Genomic DNA, 20,413 nt, shown 5'->3' with positions numbered 1-20,413 from the left:
GCGCGGCGCGGCCGGTCCTTCCGCGCCGCGGCGAACCATCCGAACCGATTACCGAGAGTCAACGCATTATGTCCAAGATCCGTTCCGTCATCGTCTGGCTCGTGCTCTACACCCAGGTCTGGACCCCGGTCCTGGCGCAGACGCTGCCCATTTCCGTGGACAAGAGCGCGGGGGGCCAGCGGCCCGTCGTCGGTGTCAGCAATGGCGTGCCGGTCGTGAATATCGCGCCGCCGTCGGCCGGCGGCGTGTCGAATAACCGCTTTACCCAATTCAACGTCGGCCCGTCCGGCGTGGTGCTGAACAACAGCGGCGCCGCCAGCCGCACGCAGCTTGCCGGGCAGATCGCCGGCAACGCCATGCTGGGCAACCAGCGCGCGGCCACCATCCTGAACCAGGTCACCGCGCCCAACCCGTCGCAGTTGATGGGCATGCTGGAAGTCGCCGGCAACCGCGCCAACGTCATCGTCGCCAATCCGGCCGGCATCACCTGCAACGGCTGCGGCTTCCTGAACGCCGACCGCGCCACGCTGACCACCGGCAAGCCCGTGATCGGGCCGAACGGGCTGAGCTTCGAGATCGCGGGCGGCGGGTTGAGCATCGAAGGCGCGGGCCTGAATGGCGCGAACCTGAGCCAGGTGGACCTGATGGCGCGCACGCTGGAGATCAACGCCAAGGTCTGGGCCGACCGGCTGAACCTGGTGGCCGGCGGCGCGCGCGTGGGCTATGACGGCGTGTCGGTGGACGCGCTGGCGGCGCAGGGCGGCGCGCCGGCCGTGGCGCTGGACGTGGCGGCGCTGGGCGGCATGTACGCCAACAGCATCCGGCTGGTCGGCACCGAGGCCGGGGTGGGCGTGAACGTGGGAGGCAACGTGGCCGCCCTGACCGGCAGCCTGTCTGTCAGCGCCAACGGCGACGTCAAGATTCTGCCGTCGGGCCGCATGCAGGCGGCCACGGACCTGTCCGTGCAGAGCGGGCGCGGCCTGGCCAACCAGGGGGTGGTCACGGCGGGCGGCGCCATCGCGCTGAACGCGGCCGGCAGGATCGAGAACACTGGCGAGATTTCCGGCGGCAGCGGCGTCAGCATCGCGGGCGGCCAGCTCGGCAATGGCGGCACCATCGTGTCCCGGGGCGGCGCCCTGCAGATCGGCGCCGCCGGCGACGTCCGGAACCTGTCGCCGGGCCGCCTGCAGGCGGCCGCCGGCCTGTCCGTGCGCAGCGCGGGCCAGATCGTCAACGAAGGCGCCGCCACCGCCGGCGGCGGGCTGGCGCTGAGCGCCGACGGCAGCGTGGTCAATAGCGGCGGCCTGTCGGCCTCGGGCAATGTGGACCTGGCGGCGCGCCAACTGGACAACAGCGGCGTCCTCACCGCCGGCCTGCAGGCCGATGGATCGGTCAGCCCCTTGGGCGCGTTCTCCGCCCAGGTGCAATCGTTGCGCAACAGCGGAACCCTGGTCGCGGGCGGGGACGCTCGCGTCACGGCCGACGCGCTGAACCTGTCCGGCGGCCGTTTCGCCGCCGGCGGCGCCCTGGCGGTGGAGGCCCGCGGCGCGGTGCGGAACGCGGACGGCCAGTTGTATGGCGCGTCGGTGGACCTGAAGGCGGGCAGCCTGGACAACGCCGCAGGCAAGCTGACCAGCGGCGGCGCCTTGACCGCCCTGATCGACGGCGCCGTGGACAACGCGGGCGGCACGCTGGCGGCGGCGGGCGGGCTCGACTTGCGGGCGCAGTCCCTGTCGAATGCGAGCGGCGGCGTGGTGTCGGGCGACAGCGTGGCGCTGCGCGCGTCGGGCGGCATCGACAACCAGGGCGGCGCGGTGCAGGCCGCCGGCGCGCTCTCCATCGAGGGCGGCGCGCTCGACAACCGGGACGGCAAGCTGCTGGGCGGGTCGGTCGACATCAAGGCCGCCAGCCTGGACAACCGCAAGGGCGTGGCGCACGCCGACGGCAGGCTTGCCGTGGACAGCGCGGGCGCGGTGAACAACCAGGACGGCGGCTTGTACGGCGGGTCGGCCGGCGACAAGGTCAGCATCAAGGCCGCCAGCCTGGAGAACCAGGCCGGCAAGCTGGTCAGCGGCGGCGCGCTGGACGTGAATACGGCGGGCCATGCCGACAATACCGGCGGCACGGTGGCGGCGCAGGGCGCCGCCGGCATCCAGGCGCAAAGCCTGGCCAACACGGGCGGCCTGATCGCCGCGGCTGGCCTGACCCTGCGGACCCTGGGCACGCTGGACAACGCGGCAGGCCTGATCCAGGCCGACGGCGCGTTGGACCTGGCCGCCGCCGCGCTCGTCAACCGCGACACGCTGGCCGACGGCGCCAGCGGCCCGCTGGGCGTAATGGGCGGAGACGTCACGCTGAACGCCGGCTCCATCGACAACCAGGCCGGACGCATCGGCGCCGGCCAGACCCTGGGCGTCGCCACCGGCGTACTGAACAACGCGCGCGGCAACGTGTCCTCGGACGCCAGCGCTAGCCTGGCCTTCAGCAGCCTCGTCAACGACGCCGGAGCCATCGCGGCCGGCACGTCGCTGGACCTCGTCGCCGGCGCGCTGGACAACACCGGCAAGATCCATTCGGCGCAGGACCTGACCATCACCGCCGGCAGCCTGACCAACCGCGCCAGCGGCGAGATCGTCGCCGCGCGCGACAACACCCTCAACGTGTCGGGAGCGCTGTCGAACGCCGGCCTGATCGACGGCGGCCATACCCGCATCGACGCGGGCAGCGTCACCAACACCAGCCGCATCTATGGCGACCGCATCAGCATCCAGACGCCCGCGCTGCTGAACGATGCCGATGCCGTCATCGCCTCGCGCGGCGACATGGACCTGGGCGTGGGCACGCTGACCAACCGCGAGCACGCCCTGATCTATGCCGGCGCCGACCTGCGCGTGGGCGGCGCGCTGGACGCCGCGGGCCGCGCCGCGGGCCAGGCCGCGCTGTTGTCCAATGAATCGGCCACCATCGAGGTCGCGGGCAACGCGGATATCGCGGCGGCGGCGCTGCACAACCGCAACATGCATTTCGCCAGCGAAACCGTCGAGGTCAGCCGGGGGCCGAAGCTCTACTACCGCCTGGAAAACTCCACCGAGTTCCTGGATGGGTCCAAGCTCTGGCTGTGCGACGCGGTGACCGAACTGTGCGGCCGCGATCCCGTGACTTTCCTGGACGACGATTCCGAGCGGCGCCTGTTGCTGCCGTCCACGACGTATCCGGAGTCGCGCTACGGTCCGCCGTTCGACTACGTCAAGGGCGAAAAAGGCAAGGCCGGCGTCGCCGCGCCCATTCCGCCTGCATGGCTGCCCGATCGGCAAGTATGCGACGGCCCCGGCGGAGACGCCGGCGGCTCGTGCGTCACCGAAGTGGGCGGGCCGCGCTACAAAGTGGGCGATCGGATCTGGAGCGTGTTCGGCGTCACCGAGCCGGGGCCCGTGCCGCCCATGGTCGCGGTGAAATGCAACGTCAACGAGACCTGCCTCGTATCGACGCCGGAGCGCGACCAGGCGCTGGCGGTCAACAAGGCCCGCCACGACGAGCTGGGCAGCAAGATCTACGCCTTCAACGCCGATTTCAACAACCGCCTGGTCACGAACTTCTTCTACTACAAGGTCGAGGAAGTCGTCATGGAAAGCCGCACGGTTTCTACCGATCCGGCCAAGATCATCGTCGGCGGCGCGGCCAGGTTCACTGGCGCCGTCACCAACGACAAAAGCCGCATCATCGCGGGCGGCACGCTGTCCGTGGACGGCCCGGCGATCAACAACATCGGTGCGCAGGGAATCCGCTCGATCGAGCGCGTGGGCTCCGAAGTCCGCACCGTGGCCAAAGGCGGCGGGCGCAAGGAAAGCTGGTCCGACTACCGGGACGTCGCCGCGCCCCAGCGCATCGACCTGGCGGTCGCCAGTTCCGACGGCAACACCGCGCCGCCCGCCACGGGCAACCAGAAGCCGGGCGCCAGCGCCGTGGCGGGCGCGTTGGCGCCGGCGCGGGTGATGGAAGTCGGCCTGCCCGGCAGGGGCATCATCCGCGTGGTCACGTTGCCGCCGACGATCCCCACCAGCTCGCTCTACCGCATCATGCCGGGGCTGAACGAGCGCTATCTGGTCGCCACCGACAGCCGGTTCCTGGGGCAGCTCCAGCCCGTGTCCAGCGACTTCCTGCTGCAGAAGCTCAACGAAGACAGCGGCCACTTCCTCAAGCGCCTGGGCGACGGCTTCTATGAGCAGAAGCTGGTCGCCGAGCAGATCATGCTGGCCACCGGCCAGCGCTTCGTCGGCGACTACACCGACAACGAATCGCAGTACAAGGCGCTGCTGAGCGCCGGCGCGGACTTCGCCGGCAAATTCGGCCTGACCGTCGGCACGGCCTTGTCCGAAGAGCAGATGCGGCATCTGACCAGCGATATCGTATGGCTGGTCGAGCAGACCATCATGCTGCCCGACGGCACCCAGCAGAAGGTGCTGGCGCCGCAGGTCTACCTGGCTGTCCAGCCGGGCGACCTGCGCGGCGACGGCACGCTGATCGCCGGCCGCGACACGCAGATCAAGACCGCGGGCGACGTCAAGAACAGCGGCACCATCGGCGCGCGCAACGCGCTGGTGGTCGAGGCGCAGAACATCCGCAACACCGTCGGTTCCATGCAGGGCCAGACCGTGAACCTGGCCGCCCGCAACGACATCGACAACATCGCGGGTCTGCTCAAGGGCGACGCAGTCGCCCTCAGCGCCGGGCGCGATATCAATCTGACGGCCACCACCCAATCCAATGCCAGCGGCGGCGTCAGCAGCACGCGCATCGACGGCGTGGCCCGCATCGACGCGGGCACCCTGAACGCGCAGGCCGGGCGCGACTTCAACGCCCAGGCGGCGGCCATCGTCGCCAGCGGCGACGCCCGCATCCAGGCCGGCAACAACATCAATCTGACCACCGCCGAAGAGCGGTACGCGGAGTCTTACAACTACGGCAAGAAGAACCGCGCCGAGATGCACTCGTCCACCGAAGTGGGTTCGAGTATCGCGGCCGGCGGCAACCTGACACTGGTCGCCGGCCGGGACGTCAACGCGCGCGCCGCGGAAGTCATGTCCGACAAGCAGCTTGCGGTAGGCGCGGGGCGCGACATCAATGTGGCCGCCGGCACCGACAGCCACTACGCGTACAACGAGACCTACTACAAGCAGCGCGGCTTCCTGTCCAGCAAGAGCGAGCACCGCAAGACGGAATCCGATTGGACGAGCTCGGCCTCGTCCACGTTCACGGGCGACAGCGTGGTGATGATGGCTGGGCGGGACCTGAACGTGGCGGGCTCCAACGTCGCGGCGCAGAATGACCTGGTCATGTCGGCCGACCGTAACGTCAACATCGTCGCGGTGCAGAACAAGTCCGACGAATACCAGTACGAGAAGGTGAAGAAGTCGGGCTTCGGTGCATTGGGCGGGTTCAGCTATGGCAGCCGGCAGCAGACGGATTCAGTGGAAGGGTCCAAAGTATTCCACTCGGGCAGCACCGTGGGCAGCGTCGCCGGCGACACCCTGATCAACGCGGGCGGCGCGCTGAACATCATGGGCAGCAATGTCCTGGCGCGTCAGGGCGACCTGACCTTGATCGGTCGCGAAGTGAATATCGGCGCGCTGATGGATACCGCGCGCGAAAAGGAGTTCCACGAAGTCAAGCAGAGCGGGCTGAGTGTCAGCGCCAGCACGCCGCTGGTCAGCGCCATGCGGACTGCCGGCCGTATGGGCGAGGCTGCGGGCAAGACTGACAACAAGGTCATGCAGGGGTTGGCGCTGGCGACCACGGGTCTTGCGGCATCCAACGCGTATGACGCGATCCAGGCCGATCCCCGGGCAGCAGGCGGCCTCAACATCAGTATCAACCTGGGTTCGAGCAAGAGCCAGAGTGCCACGAAGCGCGAGTCCTCGTCGGTCAGCGGTTCCACCGTGGCCGCGGGGCGCGACCTGACCATTGTTGCGCAGGGCGGGGGGAGGGCGTCCAACGTGACGGTGACGGGGTCGAACCTGTCCGCGGGCAACAACGCGGCGATCAAGGCCGAAGGCGACATCCTGCTGCAAGCGGCGCAGAACACGTTCGAGCAGCACAGCACGAACAAGAGCAGCAATGCCAGCGTTGGGGTGGGCGTCACCCTCGGTTCGCAAGGCGTGGGCTTCACCCTGAACGTCGCAGCCAGTGCCGCGCGCGGCAAAGCCGACGGCAAGGACACCAGTTGGACTACCAGCACCGTGACAGCGGGCAACGTGCTGGGCCTGCAATCGGGCGGCAATACGTCGCTGATCGGCGCCATAGGCCAGGCCAGACAGATCGTGGCGTCGGTGGGCAACAACCTGCGTATCGAGACCCTGCAAGACACTAGCCACTACGAGTCCAAGCAGCAAAGCGCGGGCATCGCCGGCAGCCTTTGCTACGGCTATTGCTCAAGCAGCATATCGGCCAACGTGTCGCAAGGCCAGATGAAGAGCGACTTCAAGTCCGCCACGGAGCAGGCAGGCCTGAAGGCCGGAGACGGCGGCTTCATCGTCGACGTCAAGAACAACACCACGCTCGTCGGCGGCGTCATCGCCAGCAGCGACAAGGCGGTGGCCGATGGCCTGAACAAGCTGTCCACCGGCACGCTGGTCACCCAGGACCTCGAGAACAACGCCAGCTACAAAGCCAGCCAGGTCGGGATCAGCGGCGGATCCGACTGGGGTGGATCCGGCGGCCTGGGCACGGACGCCAAGGGTAACGTGGCCGGCGGCTCGAAGGCCGTACCGGGCACCAGCGTGGCGCAAACGCCAGGCGGCCTGGGCATGGGCGTGCCGACAGTCGCGGCGGCCAGCGGCAAGGGCAGTTCGACCACGCACAGCGCGATCAGCGGCGGGACGGTCGTGATCCGCGACGAAGTCGCGCAGCAGAACCTGACGGGGATGACGGCGGCGGAGACGATCGCGTCGCTGAATCGGGACACGGCTTCGGATACGTTGAACGCGCTCAAGCCGATCTTTGACAAGGAGAAGATTGAGGCGGGGTTCGATATTGCTTCCGAATTTCAGCAGCAAGCGGGCCAATTCTTGGCGAATCGGGCGAAAGAGGCGAGGGAGCTTGAGCAGGCACTAGAGAATGAGCCACCAGGTCCGCGCCGAGACCAATTGAAGCTGGCGCTCGGAAAAGCAAAAGTCTGGCAACCAGGTGGAGAGATGCGCCGGTGGCTGACGGCTATATCCGCAGCGATAACTGGCAACGTGACCGGCGCCATGGGCGACATGGTTCAAGCCGCCGCCGTCAACTACTTGCAGGGACTGGCGGCGTCGGAAGTTAAGCGCATCACCGCGAACCTGGGAGATGGCGTCGAAGCCGAGGCAGCGCGAGCCGCCATGCACGCAATCGTGGGTTGCGCGGGCGCGGCGGGCAAAGGAGGGAATTGTTCGGCCGGTGCTTTAGGCGCCGGTGCCGGTTCGGTAATCAATGCCCTGCTGAGCAGCGATCAAAAGAAGTTGAATCCAGAGGAGAAGGAGGCTCGTCGTAACCTCGTTGAGTCTCTTGTGGCAGGTATTGCGCTAGCTGCTGGCACTAGCGTGGTGGACGCCGCTTTCGCCGCAGTTAACGAAACGGAAAACAATGCCTTGAGCGTACCGGAACATCAGGCGCGAATCCAGGAAATGGCACTGTGCAATCGTAATACGGTATGCGAACTAGAAGTTACAAAGAAATACAAGGAGATCGACGATCGGAAGCGGCAGGCGTTGAGGGAATGTGCGACTCCTGACGCATGCCGTGAAAAAATCGAAGAAGCAACGATGTTGCTTGAGCAGTATGCGAGCCGCGTTGCGGATTTGGAAGAAAAGCTGCGGGCCGAGGGTAGTCTCAGTGCCTCTGAGCAGGAGGAGTGGGCCCTTCTAAAGATTCACGCGCCGGTGCTGCTTGACGCGGATCGCAACGCTGCAATCAAGAACTTCATTGTGATGGGAGGTGATGAGACCAAGCAGCTTGTGTGGGACGAAATAGCGAAGGCCGGTGCGGCAGGGGCGGCGGCGGCGGTTGGGGCGGTTGGCTCTAAAAATGTAAAAGGAGGATCGGCCGGACAGGGAGAAAGAGAAACACCAACCGCACCGAAGAACAGCGCAGATTCGTTCAACTACGAAGCTGCTCCTTATCATGGAACATATGATAACGCCATTAAGAGTCGAGCCCCCGCAAACGGTCAGGAGGCGTTAAATTCGTCAATCCAAGTCAAATCTACATCTCCCAGACGAATCGGAATCGACTATGAAACAAAAGAATTCGTGGTCTTTGACAATACCCAGGATATGACATATCACGGTCACGTTCGCGCTTGGGATGATTTGCACCCGGATATGCAACGAGCCCTACAGCAGGCGGGTATGGTCGATCGTAAAGGAAAAATTCTTACGAGGTAAACCGATGAGGAAATATCAAGATTGCCAACCTATTGACAGAAAGGTTGCGGAAGATGCATTTGCCTCCCGAGATGCCAAGAATATTTGTGAGGCATTAGTGTCAGTTGCTCTAAACGATCCGGATTGGCGATGGGCGCAGAATCAATGTCTATACTTTCTTGAAAATAAGAGTTCTGAGATCCGAGGGCTCGCAGCTACTTGCTTAGGCCATATTGCAAGGGTTCATCGTCAACTTGAAAAGGAGAAGGTTCTCTCCGCACTTCGTGAGCATCTTAACGATGATCCGATTTCGGGGAGGGTCGAGGATGCGTTGGACGACATTGGTATGTTCTTGAAATAGTTCCAAGAATAGGATGCCGTCTTGGGCGCCAAGCTCTCAGACATAGTTAGGTTGGTATGGCGTGCGGGTTTTAAGTACGCCGCAGCATAGATGCGCCAACTTTCTCATGGCCGCGCTAGGCGTTGGTGCAACAGCCGCGCGTAAAGAGCGCGGATATGGGGATTGGGACGAGCGCCGACGACAGCAGCCATGTGGAACGTGGCATGCACCCGAGAGAGACCGGCCTTAATTTGGTCTGAAGCCTTATTTTACTGCCTGGCAGGGGGCGCTAGGCTCTTTCTAAATTTTCCAATTATATTGAAAACTAATCAATTTTCTGTGCTTCGCATGGTGCGAATTTCCCTACTCTGAAATAAATGAGATGGTGGCTATTTCGCCAGTGTCGCCCAGATATGGGGGAGATATCTGCCGAGTAGTCGCATATCGGTTTCGGCATGTCACTACGTCGAGAGAATATTTGGCCTATGTCGTTTTCAAGAAAATTTTCCCGCTTTCTTCCGCGCTTATCCTTGCCCTGCGGCCTGGCGCTGTCCGTCCTGGTGCTCACCGGTTGTTCGCAACTGAACCGTGTGGGTCGTGACTTGATGAGTAAACCGTATGATGCCCCCGTTGCGCGGGCGGCCGCTGCAGCCGTGGATCCCTCGCCGTTGCGCGAATGGTTCCCCGACATGGCTCCGCCCTTGAGAGTACAAGCTAGGGGTAATCATGTATTTGCCAGATCCAGGCTCAACTGGTCATTCTCCATATCGGAAAAGCTATCTATCGCTGCGGCGCCAGTCTGCTTCGGTGGATTGAGTGACCATGATACTGATGGCACCACGGCTTTCTCCGGCGTCAGCATGCAGTTGGACAAGGGCGAAGCGAAATGGCTCTTTAGCCAGATAAATTGGGTGGCTCCCTACACGATCAAGATGGACAGTCTGCAAGTGGGGGACGTGCTGCTTACGAAGGAAGTCATTGCTCAACTTCCAGATGATGCCGCTATGCAGGCCTACAAGGCACGGGCTGCTGACATGGACAAAAAGCGGCATGTCAGTGTGATTCGCAACGGACAATATCTGATCGTCGAACGTCGTCCAAGAAAATTGCGCCAATGCTCATATATCGTTTATATGACCGAAAACGACATGATCAACTTGGTGCCTGCCGTGGTCCAGCACCGGGGGCATGTCACTGGGATACCTGCCTCGACCACCGTTTATGAGCGCGCCCTGGATATCTTTCCGCGCGATGAGGAAGTGGAATGGTTCTTCGCACAGGAGTATGCGGCAGGGATTGCGTGGCTTACCTTCGGCGGCTCGAAAAACCGTGATATACGCAAGCAGTTCTTGTCCGCCACGGAGCAGGCCATTGCTAGAATGGCCAAGCAGGATGGCATCGATCCAGGAAAGATCGAGGACAAGGTGTTTCGCGATGCCGCCTATGTTTACTATGTGGCGCTCTACATCGGCAACAACGCGACGTTGCAAATCCAGGATTACCTTGCGCAGCAGCGGCTGCATGACGGGATCATGTTGAGTAAGCCTGATCCTAAGGCTGTGGAGTATCGAGAGCGGCTATTGCGGCATTGGTGGGATGAGCTGCGCGTACGAAACCAGGGGGATCAGCCTGCAAAGCCGGATGTGGCGGCATCAATCAGCGCGCTTGAGACGCTTTGATTTTTAGATAGGCGAAACGTTCTGATGACGGCGCTATCTTTAAAAATAACCAATCGAATAAATTCCATGTATATAAAATATCTAGTCCCCGTTATCGTGCTCCTGTTGTCTGGTTGTGCGGTCAAACATCCTTTAATGCCTGAAAAATATGATCCAAGCCAGCATGCGCGCTTGCGCGTTGGCATAGATTGGGTCAGTGTCGGCATCTATTTCAATCAGGATTGCTACGATGATGATTGGCAGCGTGCCCAGCTCACAAGCATCACGGCTCGAGGCATGACCCAGGTGCTAAGCCGCTCTATAGGCATGCCGGAATCGGATCTTATTGATATGGGCGCGTATTCTGAGTTTGTCATGCCGGCCAACATGCCGATTACATTGAGTCAGAGAGGGGGCGGAACCGTACCTGGAGGCAATATGCAGTCCTATACAACACCATGGCATTATCCGGTGACAGTCGTATTCGAGGCTGGCAAAGACTATGAATTGTGGAGCTATCAGCGCCGCCCCGTTGTCCGTGAACTGATTGTGGTTGACGGAAAGGTCACCGGCGGGAAGATACTGAAGGATCTGCCCAAGGCTGATGCATGTGATCGGCCACCGATGCCCCCACAACCGATGCCGCGCGGCGGGCAAGACGTCATTTGATGCCAGTGGATTTCACAGATAAGGTGTCACAGATCAGGCGTCTGTCTGACGCCTTATTTCCAACGAGCCCGGAAGAAGGCGGGTATGGTCGATCGTAAAGGCAACATTCTTGTGGAAGTAAAGCGTGAGGAAATATCAAAATTCCCAACTTATCGAGAGAAGGGGTGTAGAAGATGCATTTGTCTCCAGAGATACCAAGAAGGCTCTTTTCAAGCTCAAAGTCTATTGAGAAGCTGATAGGGATTTTTGTTCCACGGATTTGAGCGTTCGATAGAGAAGACGAGTCGACGAAATCACAGAATTCAGACAAGTCTGATTGGAAATGTGCTGCCGGCACTCTAAATTCCAAGCAACGGCTTAAGCACTACGGCATCCATCCCACTCTTGATATCCCCGCCCATTGCCGTTGGCAATTGGTCCCCTTTCTCCACAGAAGCGATTGGCCGGAACCCCGGGCCCTTCCGAGGCAGGACGCCGTTTGCTTTTGGATGCCGCTCAAAAAAATAGACGGACATCCGACCGTCCCACCTTGTCGCCCCGGACCGCCGCAGCCGCGGCTGAGCATGGAATGAAAGATGAAGAAGCTACTGTCGATTGCAGTGATTGTTCTGGGCGGCTGCGCGGTCCAGCAGCCCACGCCTAAATTCGAACTGGATAAGCAGGCCAATCGGGCGGCTATACAGTCGGGCCGGCAGGTCGAGATCTTCTACCATGCCGACGACTATGCCGTGGTGGATCTTGGCGGTTCGAAATCGGCGGGTTTGCTGGGCATTCTGGGGCCGATTGGCCTGTTGGCGGGTATGACCGCCAATGTGGCGCACTCGCTGGATTCAAAGGCGCGCACCGTGCGGCGGTCGGAAGAATTTTCCAAGCTGATTGCCGATAACCTGCCCGATCAGAGCATTAACCGGGACTTTGCGCGGAAGGTCGGCGATCTGCTGGAACAAGAAGGGCGGCAGGTCAAAGTGACGAAAGTGACGCGGCCGGGTGGAAACGAGGATTTGGCGCTGAGCATGTCCGAGGACCTGGTGCCCACGGAAGGGTATATGCAGTTGCTGTTGCGCTTGAGCGCCGGTTATGGCGCCACCTCGGCCACGGATACCTACAAGCCGGTGACGATCATCGAGTACGCCTTGAAGGACGCCGACGGCAAGGCGCTCATGTCGCGGTCGTTCACGCGGTATTACGGCGAGTCGGACAAAACCTTCATGACGTACGCGGGTTTGCTTGGCGATTATCAGGGCGCGCGGGAAGAGTTGAGCGCCAAGTTGAACTATTGGAGCGAGCCGCTCTATACCGAGATTTTCCGCTTTTCCGAACCGGTGGCGGCGAAATAAGCAGGCATGGCGTTTTTCCATGGGACAGGGCATCAGCCCCCGTTTTCCATCCACCCCAATCATCGGGATCGGATAGGGATAAATCCATCCGCGCCCAGGCCGCGTGGACGGCCCGCAAGGTTGTAGTCTGGCACCTTGCCGGCATTCCTCGTCGGCACATCGCCGTCGATCCCTGCGGCGTGGCGCAGGAGCAAGGGGCCCGCGTTGGGCAAAGGCAAGGGGCAATGGTTTTCTAATTGAGAATCATTGTTAATATTGCGGCACTCACGCATTTGCCGCTTCCACCGCCATGTCCCGTCCTCCCCGCCACCTGAAAGGATGGCTCGCCTACTACGGCGAGCTGGTGGGCTCGTGGGCCAAGCGCAACTCGCGGCCCTGCGACGCCGAGGATGCCGCGCAGGACGTCATGGCCGGTCTGCTGAGCGGCGGCGGCTCCGGCGTATTGAACGGCAAGTCCTATTTGTACCGGGCGACGCGGAACCGCCTGATCAGCGAGATCAGGCGGCAGACGCGCCACGACGAGATCTCGCTGGAGGCGCTGGCGGACGACGATCTTGCGCTGCTGTACGATCCGGAGGCCAATGTGCGGGCCAGCGAGCTGGCCGACGCGTTGGAGCGCGCGCTGGCCAGCCTGCCGCTGAAGAAGCGGCAGGCCTACGTCTGGTGCCGCCTCGAAGGCTATACGCAGCCCGAAGTCGCGCAGCGCATGGGCTTGGCGCTCAACACGGTTGAACGCTATATCATGGACGCCACGCGGGAAGTCCGCGAACAGCTCCAACACTTTTGCCCGGATTGACCTGCCGCGCAATGACAACCCCCACCCCCATCGACCCCGACACCTTGCTTGATCCGCGCGACGCGGCCGCGTATTGGTTCGCCCGCGCGCATTCGGCGCGGATGGACGAGGCCGAACGCCGGAAATTCGACGCGTGGCGGCGGGCCGATCCTGCGCATGACCGGGAGTACCGGCGCGCGTGCGGTATCTGGAACGCCAGCGGACGGTTGGGCGCCGACCGGCTGCGCGCCCTGGTCCAGGAACCGCCCGCGGTAGCGCGCCGGCCCGCACTGGCGCGCCGCCGGCTGATGGCGGGGTTGGCCCTGGCCTCTGCCGCCGCCGTGGCCGCGATACTGCCCCGCTGGCTCGCGGGCGACCCGGGTTACGCCGCGCAATACGCCACGCAGCCGGGGCAGCGCCAGCAGGTGTCCCTGCCGGATGCGTCCGTGGTGGACTTGAATACCGGCACGCAACTTTCGGTCAAGCTGTATGCGGATCGGCGCGTGGTGGAGCTTGCGGCGGGCGAAGCCACGTTTTCCGTCACCCCCGACCCGAGCCGGCCGTTCTACGTCGAAGCCGGCGGGGCGACCGTCCGCGTGACGGGCACGCGATTCAACGTGCGGCGCGACGGCGACGCGGTGAGCGTGGCGGTGGATTCCGGCCGGGTGGAGGTTCAGGCCGGCCACTGGTGGAATCGCAGCCAGGTTTTGCTCGGTGTGGGCCAGGGCACTCGGACCGTGGCCGACGGGGGGCTGGCGCCGCCCGGGAAGCTGGACGTCGGGAACCTCTTGGCCTGGCACGCGGGCAGGGCGGTTTTCCGCGATTTGCCGCTGTCGGACGCGGTGGCGGAAATGAACCGGTACGGCCACGCCCCGATCCGCGTGTCCGGCGCCGACGTGGCCGGGATCCGGATTTCCGGCGTGTTCAGCGTCGACAATCCCCAAGCCTTCCTGGCGCTGCTGCCGGCCATTGCGCCGGTGCGCGTGCAAACCGGCGCGGATGGCGCGGCCCTGATCGTGCGCCGGTAGCGGCCCGCGCGGCGGCTGCCCGCCCGGGTCAGGCAAACGCCAACTGAAGATACAAATAATTACTAATTACCCGCGATTTTCCATCAGGGATTTGTTGGCGACAGGCGTCCTGTCTCCCAAGGGCATCGCTCCGATGCCGCTGCCCGCCGTCAGGATTCGCCGCAACCGGCCCACTGGCGCGCGTTGATCCAAGATCCCTTCTGGAAAGCTTGTTCCGTGAACCGTAAACCCTCTGGATTCCTTTCTCGCGCTGCGCGCCAAACCCCGGCGCGCCTCCGGCCGCGTGGCCCGGCGCCGGCGCGCGGGCTGACTGTGTTGGCCATGTCCCTGCTGCTGGCGCTGGCCTTGCCGCCGCACTCGGCCCGGGCGCAGGAGGCGCCGCTGTCGCTCAATATTCCCGCGCAATCGCTGGAGGGCGCATTGACGCAGTTGGCGACGCAGGCGTCGCTGGAACTGGCTTACGCGCCCGACACGGTCCGCGGGCTGAACGCGCCCGCCGTGTCCGGCAGCCTGACGCCCGATCAGGCGTTGCGGGCCTTGCTGGCCGGTTCGGGGCTCGCGTTCGAACGATCGGGCCGCAACGTATCCCTATCGCGCGAGGCGGATTCGTCGAGCGTGATGATGAACACCATCACCGTCGTGGGCAAGGGCAACTCGATCACCGAGGGCACGGGGTCCTACACCACCGGCGCCATGAGCACGGCCACCAAGCTGCCGCTGACCATCCAGGAAACACCGCAATCCGTCAGCGTGGTCACGCGGCAGAAGCTGGACGACTTCGCCATGCAGACGATCGACGACGTGGCCAACAGCACCACGGGCATCACCGTCAACCACTGGAGCAACGACCGGTCGCGCTATTTCTCGCGCGGTTTCACGATCAACACTTTCCTGCTGGACGGCCTGCCCGTTTCCTATGAGACGGACACGTCCACCTACAGCACGACGGCCATGTACGACCACGTGGAAGTGGTGCGGGGCCCCACGGGCCTGATGACCGGCATGGGCGACCCTTCCGGCACCATCAATTTCGTGCGCAAGCAGCCGACGGATTCCGCGCAGTTCATCGCCACCGCGCGCGCGGGCAACTGGGACAATTTCTCGGGCGAACTCGATGCGGGCGGCCCGCTGAACGACAGCGGCTCCGTGCGCGGCCGCTTCGTGACGTCGCAGCAGTCGCGGGACTACTTCACCGATGGCTACAGCAGCCGCAAGCAGTTGTACTACGGCGTGGTCGATATCGACCTGGCCGCCCATACCACCTTGACCCTGGGCGGGTACTCCAACCGCGAGGACAACCCGGGTTCCGAATGGATGGGCGTGCCGACCGCGCTGGACGGCTCGCCGCTGGACATCCGGCGGTCGCGCCGGTTCTCGCCGTCGTGGAGCTATTGGGACAAAAGCGAATACAGTCTCTTCGCCGAACTGAAGCACACCTTCGAGAACGGCTGGATCGCGCGGGCGGCGGCCCGCGGCGTCAACGCCAAGTCGTCGCTGGACGGCGCGTACTTCGTCAACGGCGGCTACGACGGGCAGGACGGCGTGATGTACGACGTGATGGGCGGCCGCTACGACTACGACAAGAAGCAGCGCAGCTTCGACCTGTCCGCGCAAGGCCCGATTACGCTGTTCGGCCGCGAGCACGAGATCGCGGTGGGCGCAAGCTACCGCAACGACCGCTGGCTGGACAACGGCTACAGCTATCTGGACGAGCCGGACGGCTACCTGATGGTCGCCGGCGTCAACCCCTACACCTGGGACCCGGATTCCCTGCGCCGCCAGGACTTCGTCAAAGACACGATGTGGCGGCGCGACCAGCGCTCCGAACTGACGTCGGCCTATGCCACGGGCCGCTTCCGCCTGGCCGATCCGCTGAACATGATCCTGGGCGCGCGCCTGGATTGGTTCGACTTCGACAACAAGCAGACCCAGGGCAGTTGGAGCAGCCATCGCAAGTTCGGCGAAGACGCGCATTTCACGCCCTACGCCGCGCTGATCTATGACCTGAACGACAACCACTCGGTCTACGCCAGCTATTCCAGCATCTTCAAGCCGCAGTACTACCTGGACACCTCCGGCACCGTGATCAAGCCGGTGGAGGGCACCAACTACGAGATCGGCTTGAAAGGCAGCTATCTGGACGAGCGCGTCAACGCCGCCATCGCGCTGTTTTCGACCACGCAGACCAACTTGCCGCAGGCGGTTACGGACATCGCGTCGTGCTTCGTCGCCACCAACTGCTACCGCGCGGTGGGCGAGGTGAAGAGCGAGGGCGTGGAGATCGACATCAATGGTGAATTGCTGCCGCGCCTGAACGTGGGGATCGGCTATTCCTACACCCGCGCCAAGGTTTCAAGCGGCGGCGTGGACGGCGCGGCCGGCCAGCCCTACGCCAGCTACATCCCGCAGCACCAGTTCAAGCTGGCGGCGATGTATCACCTGCCCGGCGGGTACGAGAAATGGCGGGTCGGCGGCGCCGTGCGCGCGCAAAGCAAGATCACGACCCAATCCTTGACCGGCAGCGCCGGCTATGTCGTGAAGCAGTCGCCCTACGCGGTGGTCGACCTGGTCGCCGGCTACAGCGTGAACCGCCAACTGGATGTCCAGTTGAATGTGAACAACCTGTTCGACAAGCGCTACTTCGATTCGCTGCAGGGCAACAACGGCGGCAACTACTACGGCACGCCGCGCAGTTTCCTGCTGACCACGCGCTATCAGTTCTAGATGGGATCGGGCGCGCGCGGCAGGACGCGCGCGCCCGCCGTGCCAGGGCCTCAGACGGGCCAGCCGGCCTGGCGGTAGGCCGAATCCCAGAACATCCATTCCAACTGCGCGGCATGCGTGTAGGCCTGATGCATGGCCTCGCGCGTTTCCGCCGACGCGGCTTCCGCGCTGCGGTCCACGGTGGCGATGACGGCGCGCACCAGCGCGTGGAATTCCTCGCCGGCGTAGGCGTCGATCCACGCTGCGTAGGGGTTGGGTTTGGCCGCGCGCGCCTGGATGTCGCGGCCGATCTCGGCATAGATCCAGAAGCACGGCAGCAGCGCCGCAAGCGCCACCGGGTAGGGGGCGCTCCAGGCGGTGGCGATCAGGAAGCTGGTGTAGTGGTGGCTGGCGGGCGACAGCGGCGTGGCTTCGAAGGTGGCCGCGTCGATGCCGAACTGCTTCATGAAGCCGGCGTGCAGGCTGCGCTCGACGATGACGGCACCCTTGGCCGCGTCCGCGAACTGCACCACGCCGTCGGCGTGGTCGGCCTTGGCCGCCGCGATGGCCAGGGCGCGCCCGAACGCGACCAGGTAGTGGGCGTCCTGGATCATGTAGTGGCGAAAGGCGTTCTCATCGAGCTGGCCGCTGGCCAGTTCCTGGTTGAACGGCATGGTGCGCGTTTTTTCGTACAGCGCGGCGTTGCGCGCCCAGGCGTCGGAACTGAAAGACATGGGGTTTCCTCAAGACAGGCCCGCCGGCGCGCAAGAACGCGCCGGCCCGTAAGGGGCTAGGGTACCAAAGACGGCGCAGGGGCCTGCCGTCCTATTGCATGTACCAGCCGTGGCTGACCACGAACGACTGGCCGGTGAGCGCGGCGCTGGGAAAGGCGGCCAGGAACAGGGCGGTCCGCGCCACGTCCTCGACGGTCGTGAACACCCCGTCCACTGTGTCGCCCAGCATGACTTTCTTGACGACGTCTTCCTCGCTGATGCCCAGCTCTTTGGCCTGTTCCGGGATCTGTTTTTCCACCAGGGGCGTGCGCACGAAGCCCGGGCAGATCACGTGCGAGCGCACGTTGTGGGCCGCGCCCTCCTTGGCGAGCACGCGGGCCAGGCCCAGCAGCGCGTGCTTGGCGGCGACATAGGCGGATTTCAGTGGCGAGGCTTCGTGCGAATGGACCGAACCCATGTAGATGACGACGCCGCCCCGATCGCCCTTGTACATATGCTTGAGCGCCGCCTTGGTTGTGAGGAAGGCGCCGTCGACGTGGATCGCCTGCATCTTCTTCCAGTCGGCGTAGGCGAAGTTCTCGATGGGGTTCACGATCTGGATGCCGGCGTTCGAGACCAGGATGTCGATGCCGCCATAGGCGGCGGCCACGCGGTCGATGCCCTGGTTCACGGCCTCTTCGCTGGTGACGTCCATCGCGACGCCCATGGCCTTGCCGCCAGCCTGCTCGATTTCCCGGGCGACGGCCTCGGCGCCCGCCTGGTTCAGGTCGGCGATCGCGACCGCCGCGCCCGCGCGCGCGAGCGTCAGGGCGATTTCCTTGCCGATGCCGCTGGCGGCGCCGGTGACGACGGCGGTTTTTCCGTTCAGGTCATGCTGCATGCTGTTACCTCCAGGTTGGGATTGACTGTGGGCCGGGCTGGGCCGCGTCGCCCACGGATGCAGGGAGCATGGTTCGATGGTAGCGCTTCAGCATGAGAGCAGGCTGAACGCGGGCGGCGCGGGGGGGCCCGCGCCGCGCCGGAGGGCTCAGGCGGACCGTTTGCCGTGATGGCGGGCGTAGTCCAGCAGGGCGTCGCGCAGCACGACCGCCTGGTTGTGTTCGGCGTCGTGGGCGCCGTACAGCAGGGTCAGCGGCCGTTTGCCGGCGGCCTCCAGCAGGGCGGCCATGCGGTCCTGCTGTTCGGGCGCGGCCAACTCGGCCAGATACTTGCGGCGAAATTCTTCCCAGCGTTCCTCGACGTGGTTGAACCACTTTCGCAGTTCGGCGGTGGGCGCGAGGTCGCGGGCCCATTCGTCCAGCCCCAGGTCGGCCCGGCGCAGCCCGCGCGGCCAGACGCGGTCCACGAGCGCCCGGTAGCTGCCCGCCGGGCCGGTGCCTTCGTAGACGCGCTGCAGGGTGATGACGGGCGGTTTCATGGCGGCTCCTCGGGATCGTGGCGGCTGACCCCGCCTACTTTAGCGCCCGCCGCGCCATTTCACGGCTTTTCCGGGCGGCCGGGGGACGCGCCGCAGGCGCGCAGCAGCGCGAAACCGGCGATGGCGGACGCCAGCGACCCCGTCAGGACGCCGATCTTGGTGGCGTCCACGGCGGCCGGGTCGGTGAAGGCCAGGGCCCCGATGAACAGGCTCATCGTGAATCCGATGCCGCACAGCAGGGCGACCCCGTACAGTTGCGGAAAGGTGGCATGCCGCGGCAGGCTGGCGATGCCGCTCTTGATGGCCAGCCAGGCAAAGCCGAACACGCCCACCTGCTTGCCCAGGAACAGGCCCAGGGCCACGCCCAGCGGCACGGGCTGCGCCAGGCTCCCCAGGCCCAGGCCGGCGAAGGACACGCCCGCGTTGGCAAAGCCGAACAGCGGGACGATCAACAGGGCAACCGGCTTGTGCAAGGCATGTTCCAGCGCGTGTAGCGGAGAATGCGCGCCGGGCTGCCCCTGGTTCTGCGGGCGCAGCGGGATGGCCAGCGCCAGCGCCACGCCGGCCAGCGTGGCATGCACGCCGGACTTGAACACGAAATACCACAGCACCGCGCCGATCAGCAGATAGGGCGCCAGGCGCAATACGCCCGCGCGGTTCAGGCAGAACAGGCAGGCCAGCAGGGCGCCCGACATGCCCAGGGCGAACGTGTTGAGCGTCGACGTATAGAACAGCGCGATGATGACGATGGCGCCCAGGTCGTCCAGGATAGCCAGCGCGGTCAGGAAGATCTTCAGCGATGTCGGCACGCGGCTGCCCAGCAGCGCCAGGATGCCCAGCGCGAACGCGATGTCGGTCGCGGCGGGGATGGCCCAGCCGCGCAGCGTGCCGGGGCTGCCGGCGTTGACCAGCACGTAGATCAGCGCGGGCAGCGCCATGCCGCCCAGCGCGGCGATGCCCGGCAGGACGATGCGGGCGGCGCCGCGCAACTGGCCGTCCAGCACTTCGCGCTTGATCTCCAGCCCGACCAGCAGGAAAAACACGGCCATCAGGCCGTCGTTGATCCAGTGCAGCACGGTTTCCTTGAGCACGATCGGGCCCGCCTGGAAGCCCAGCTTGGTTCCGAGCGCGCCGAAGTAATACGGGGCGGCGGGGCTGTTGGCGACCGCCAGCGCGACCAGGGCGGCCAGCATGAGAACGTAGCCGCCCAGCGCTTCGGAGCGGAGGAACGACTGGAGGAACGAGGGGGATTTGAGGCGGGCCGAAGCCGGCGTTGTCACTGTCTGGGCGTCCTTGAGTGCCGCGGGATCGTGTCCGGCGCGATCCTGAATTCTAGCTGAATAAAGGACGGCGGGCCGCGGC

11 protein-coding genes are annotated in these 20,413 nt (G+C 64.5%); 7 read left to right on the top strand and 4 right to left on the bottom strand.

All coding sequences use genetic code 11. The features are described 5' to 3' along the window. Positions 1 to 68: 68 nt before the first annotated feature. The 7 genes from AVE30378_RS08455 to AVE30378_RS08420 all read left to right on the top strand — a co-directional run bounded on the left by AVE30378_RS08455 (position 69) and on the right by AVE30378_RS08420 (position 16,921). Positions 69 to 8,411, top strand: coding sequence for a hemagglutinin repeat-containing protein (locus AVE30378_RS08455; RefSeq protein ID WP_129240409.1), 8,343 nt, complete (start codon positions 69 to 71; stop codon positions 8,409 to 8,411). Between the two features lie 804 nt (positions 8,412 to 9,215). Then, entirely contained in the window at positions 9,216 to 10,409 is a 1,194-nt protein-coding gene (locus AVE30378_RS08445; protein WP_129240408.1) for a hypothetical protein, read from the top strand. 24 nt (positions 10,410 to 10,433) lie between these two features. Further along, positions 10,434 to 11,057: a hypothetical protein gene (locus AVE30378_RS08440; protein ID WP_129240407.1), complete on the top strand. Its 624-nt coding sequence runs from the start codon at positions 10,434 to 10,436 to the stop codon at positions 11,055 to 11,057. A 575-nt stretch (positions 11,058 to 11,632) separates the two neighbouring features. After that, entirely contained in the window at positions 11,633 to 12,394 is a 762-nt protein-coding gene (locus AVE30378_RS08435; RefSeq protein WP_129240406.1) for a hypothetical protein, read from the top strand. Positions 12,395 to 12,683: 289 nt separating this feature from the next. Next, on the top strand, positions 12,684 to 13,190 hold the full coding sequence (locus tag AVE30378_RS08430; RefSeq protein WP_129240405.1) for an RNA polymerase sigma factor: 507 nt from the start codon (positions 12,684 to 12,686) through the stop codon (positions 13,188 to 13,190). 11 nt (positions 13,191 to 13,201) lie between these two features. After that, entirely contained in the window at positions 13,202 to 14,197 is a 996-nt protein-coding gene (locus tag AVE30378_RS08425; RefSeq protein WP_244234992.1) for a FecR family protein, read from the top strand. Between the two features lie 321 nt (positions 14,198 to 14,518). Beyond that, on the top strand, positions 14,519 to 16,921 hold the full coding sequence (locus AVE30378_RS08420) for a TonB-dependent siderophore receptor (protein ID WP_244234991.1): 2,403 nt from the start codon (positions 14,519 to 14,521) through the stop codon (positions 16,919 to 16,921). A gap of 50 nt (positions 16,922 to 16,971) precedes the next feature. Here AVE30378_RS08420 and tenA read toward each other — a convergent pair whose 3' ends face one another. The 4 genes from tenA to nhaA all read right to left on the bottom strand — a co-directional run bounded on the left by tenA (position 16,972) and on the right by nhaA (position 20,331). Continuing rightward, on the bottom strand, positions 16,972 to 17,634 hold the full coding sequence (gene tenA, locus AVE30378_RS08415; protein ID WP_129240404.1) for a thiaminase II: 663 nt from the start codon (positions 17,632 to 17,634) through the stop codon (positions 16,972 to 16,974). A 91-nt stretch (positions 17,635 to 17,725) separates the two neighbouring features. Next, positions 17,726 to 18,514, bottom strand: a complete 789-nt coding sequence (locus tag AVE30378_RS08410; RefSeq protein ID WP_129240403.1) for a 3-hydroxybutyrate dehydrogenase — start codon at positions 18,512 to 18,514, stop codon at positions 17,726 to 17,728. Positions 18,515 to 18,661: 147 nt separating this feature from the next. Next, positions 18,662 to 19,051: a DUF488 domain-containing protein gene (locus AVE30378_RS08405; protein ID WP_129240402.1), complete on the bottom strand. Its 390-nt coding sequence runs from the start codon at positions 19,049 to 19,051 to the stop codon at positions 18,662 to 18,664. 59 nt (positions 19,052 to 19,110) lie between these two features. After that, positions 19,111 to 20,331: a Na+/H+ antiporter NhaA gene (nhaA, locus tag AVE30378_RS08400; protein WP_129240401.1), complete on the bottom strand. Its 1,221-nt coding sequence runs from the start codon at positions 20,329 to 20,331 to the stop codon at positions 19,111 to 19,113. Positions 20,332 to 20,413: the final 82 nt, after the last annotated feature.

This window comes from Achromobacter veterisilvae (assembly GCF_900496975.1).
Classification (GTDB): domain Bacteria; phylum Pseudomonadota; class Gammaproteobacteria; order Burkholderiales; family Burkholderiaceae_B; genus Achromobacter; species Achromobacter veterisilvae.
This window is presented reverse-complemented; position numbering and strand designations above follow the sequence as displayed.

Coding starts and splice junctions, on each gene's coding strand:
- AVE30378_RS08455 (WP_129240409.1), top strand. CDS start 69: ATGTCCAAGATCCGTTCCGTCATCGTCTGGCTCGTGCTCTACACCCAG.
- AVE30378_RS08445 (WP_129240408.1), top strand. CDS start 9,216: ATGTCGTTTTCAAGAAAATTTTCCCGCTTTCTTCCGCGCTTATCCTTG.
- AVE30378_RS08440 (WP_129240407.1), top strand. CDS start 10,434: ATGACGGCGCTATCTTTAAAAATAACCAATCGAATAAATTCCATGTAT.
- AVE30378_RS08435 (WP_129240406.1), top strand. CDS start 11,633: ATGAAGAAGCTACTGTCGATTGCAGTGATTGTTCTGGGCGGCTGCGCG.
- AVE30378_RS08430 (WP_129240405.1), top strand. CDS start 12,684: ATGTCCCGTCCTCCCCGCCACCTGAAAGGATGGCTCGCCTACTACGGC.
- AVE30378_RS08425 (WP_244234992.1), top strand. CDS start 13,202: ATGACAACCCCCACCCCCATCGACCCCGACACCTTGCTTGATCCGCGC.
- AVE30378_RS08420 (WP_244234991.1), top strand. CDS start 14,519: ATGTCCCTGCTGCTGGCGCTGGCCTTGCCGCCGCACTCGGCCCGGGCG.
- tenA (WP_129240404.1), bottom strand. CDS start 17,634: ATGTCTTTCAGTTCCGACGCCTGGGCGCGCAACGCCGCGCTGTACGAA.
- AVE30378_RS08410 (WP_129240403.1), bottom strand. CDS start 18,514: ATGCAGCATGACCTGAACGGAAAAACCGCCGTCGTCACCGGCGCCGCC.
- AVE30378_RS08405 (WP_129240402.1), bottom strand. CDS start 19,051: ATGAAACCGCCCGTCATCACCCTGCAGCGCGTCTACGAAGGCACCGGC.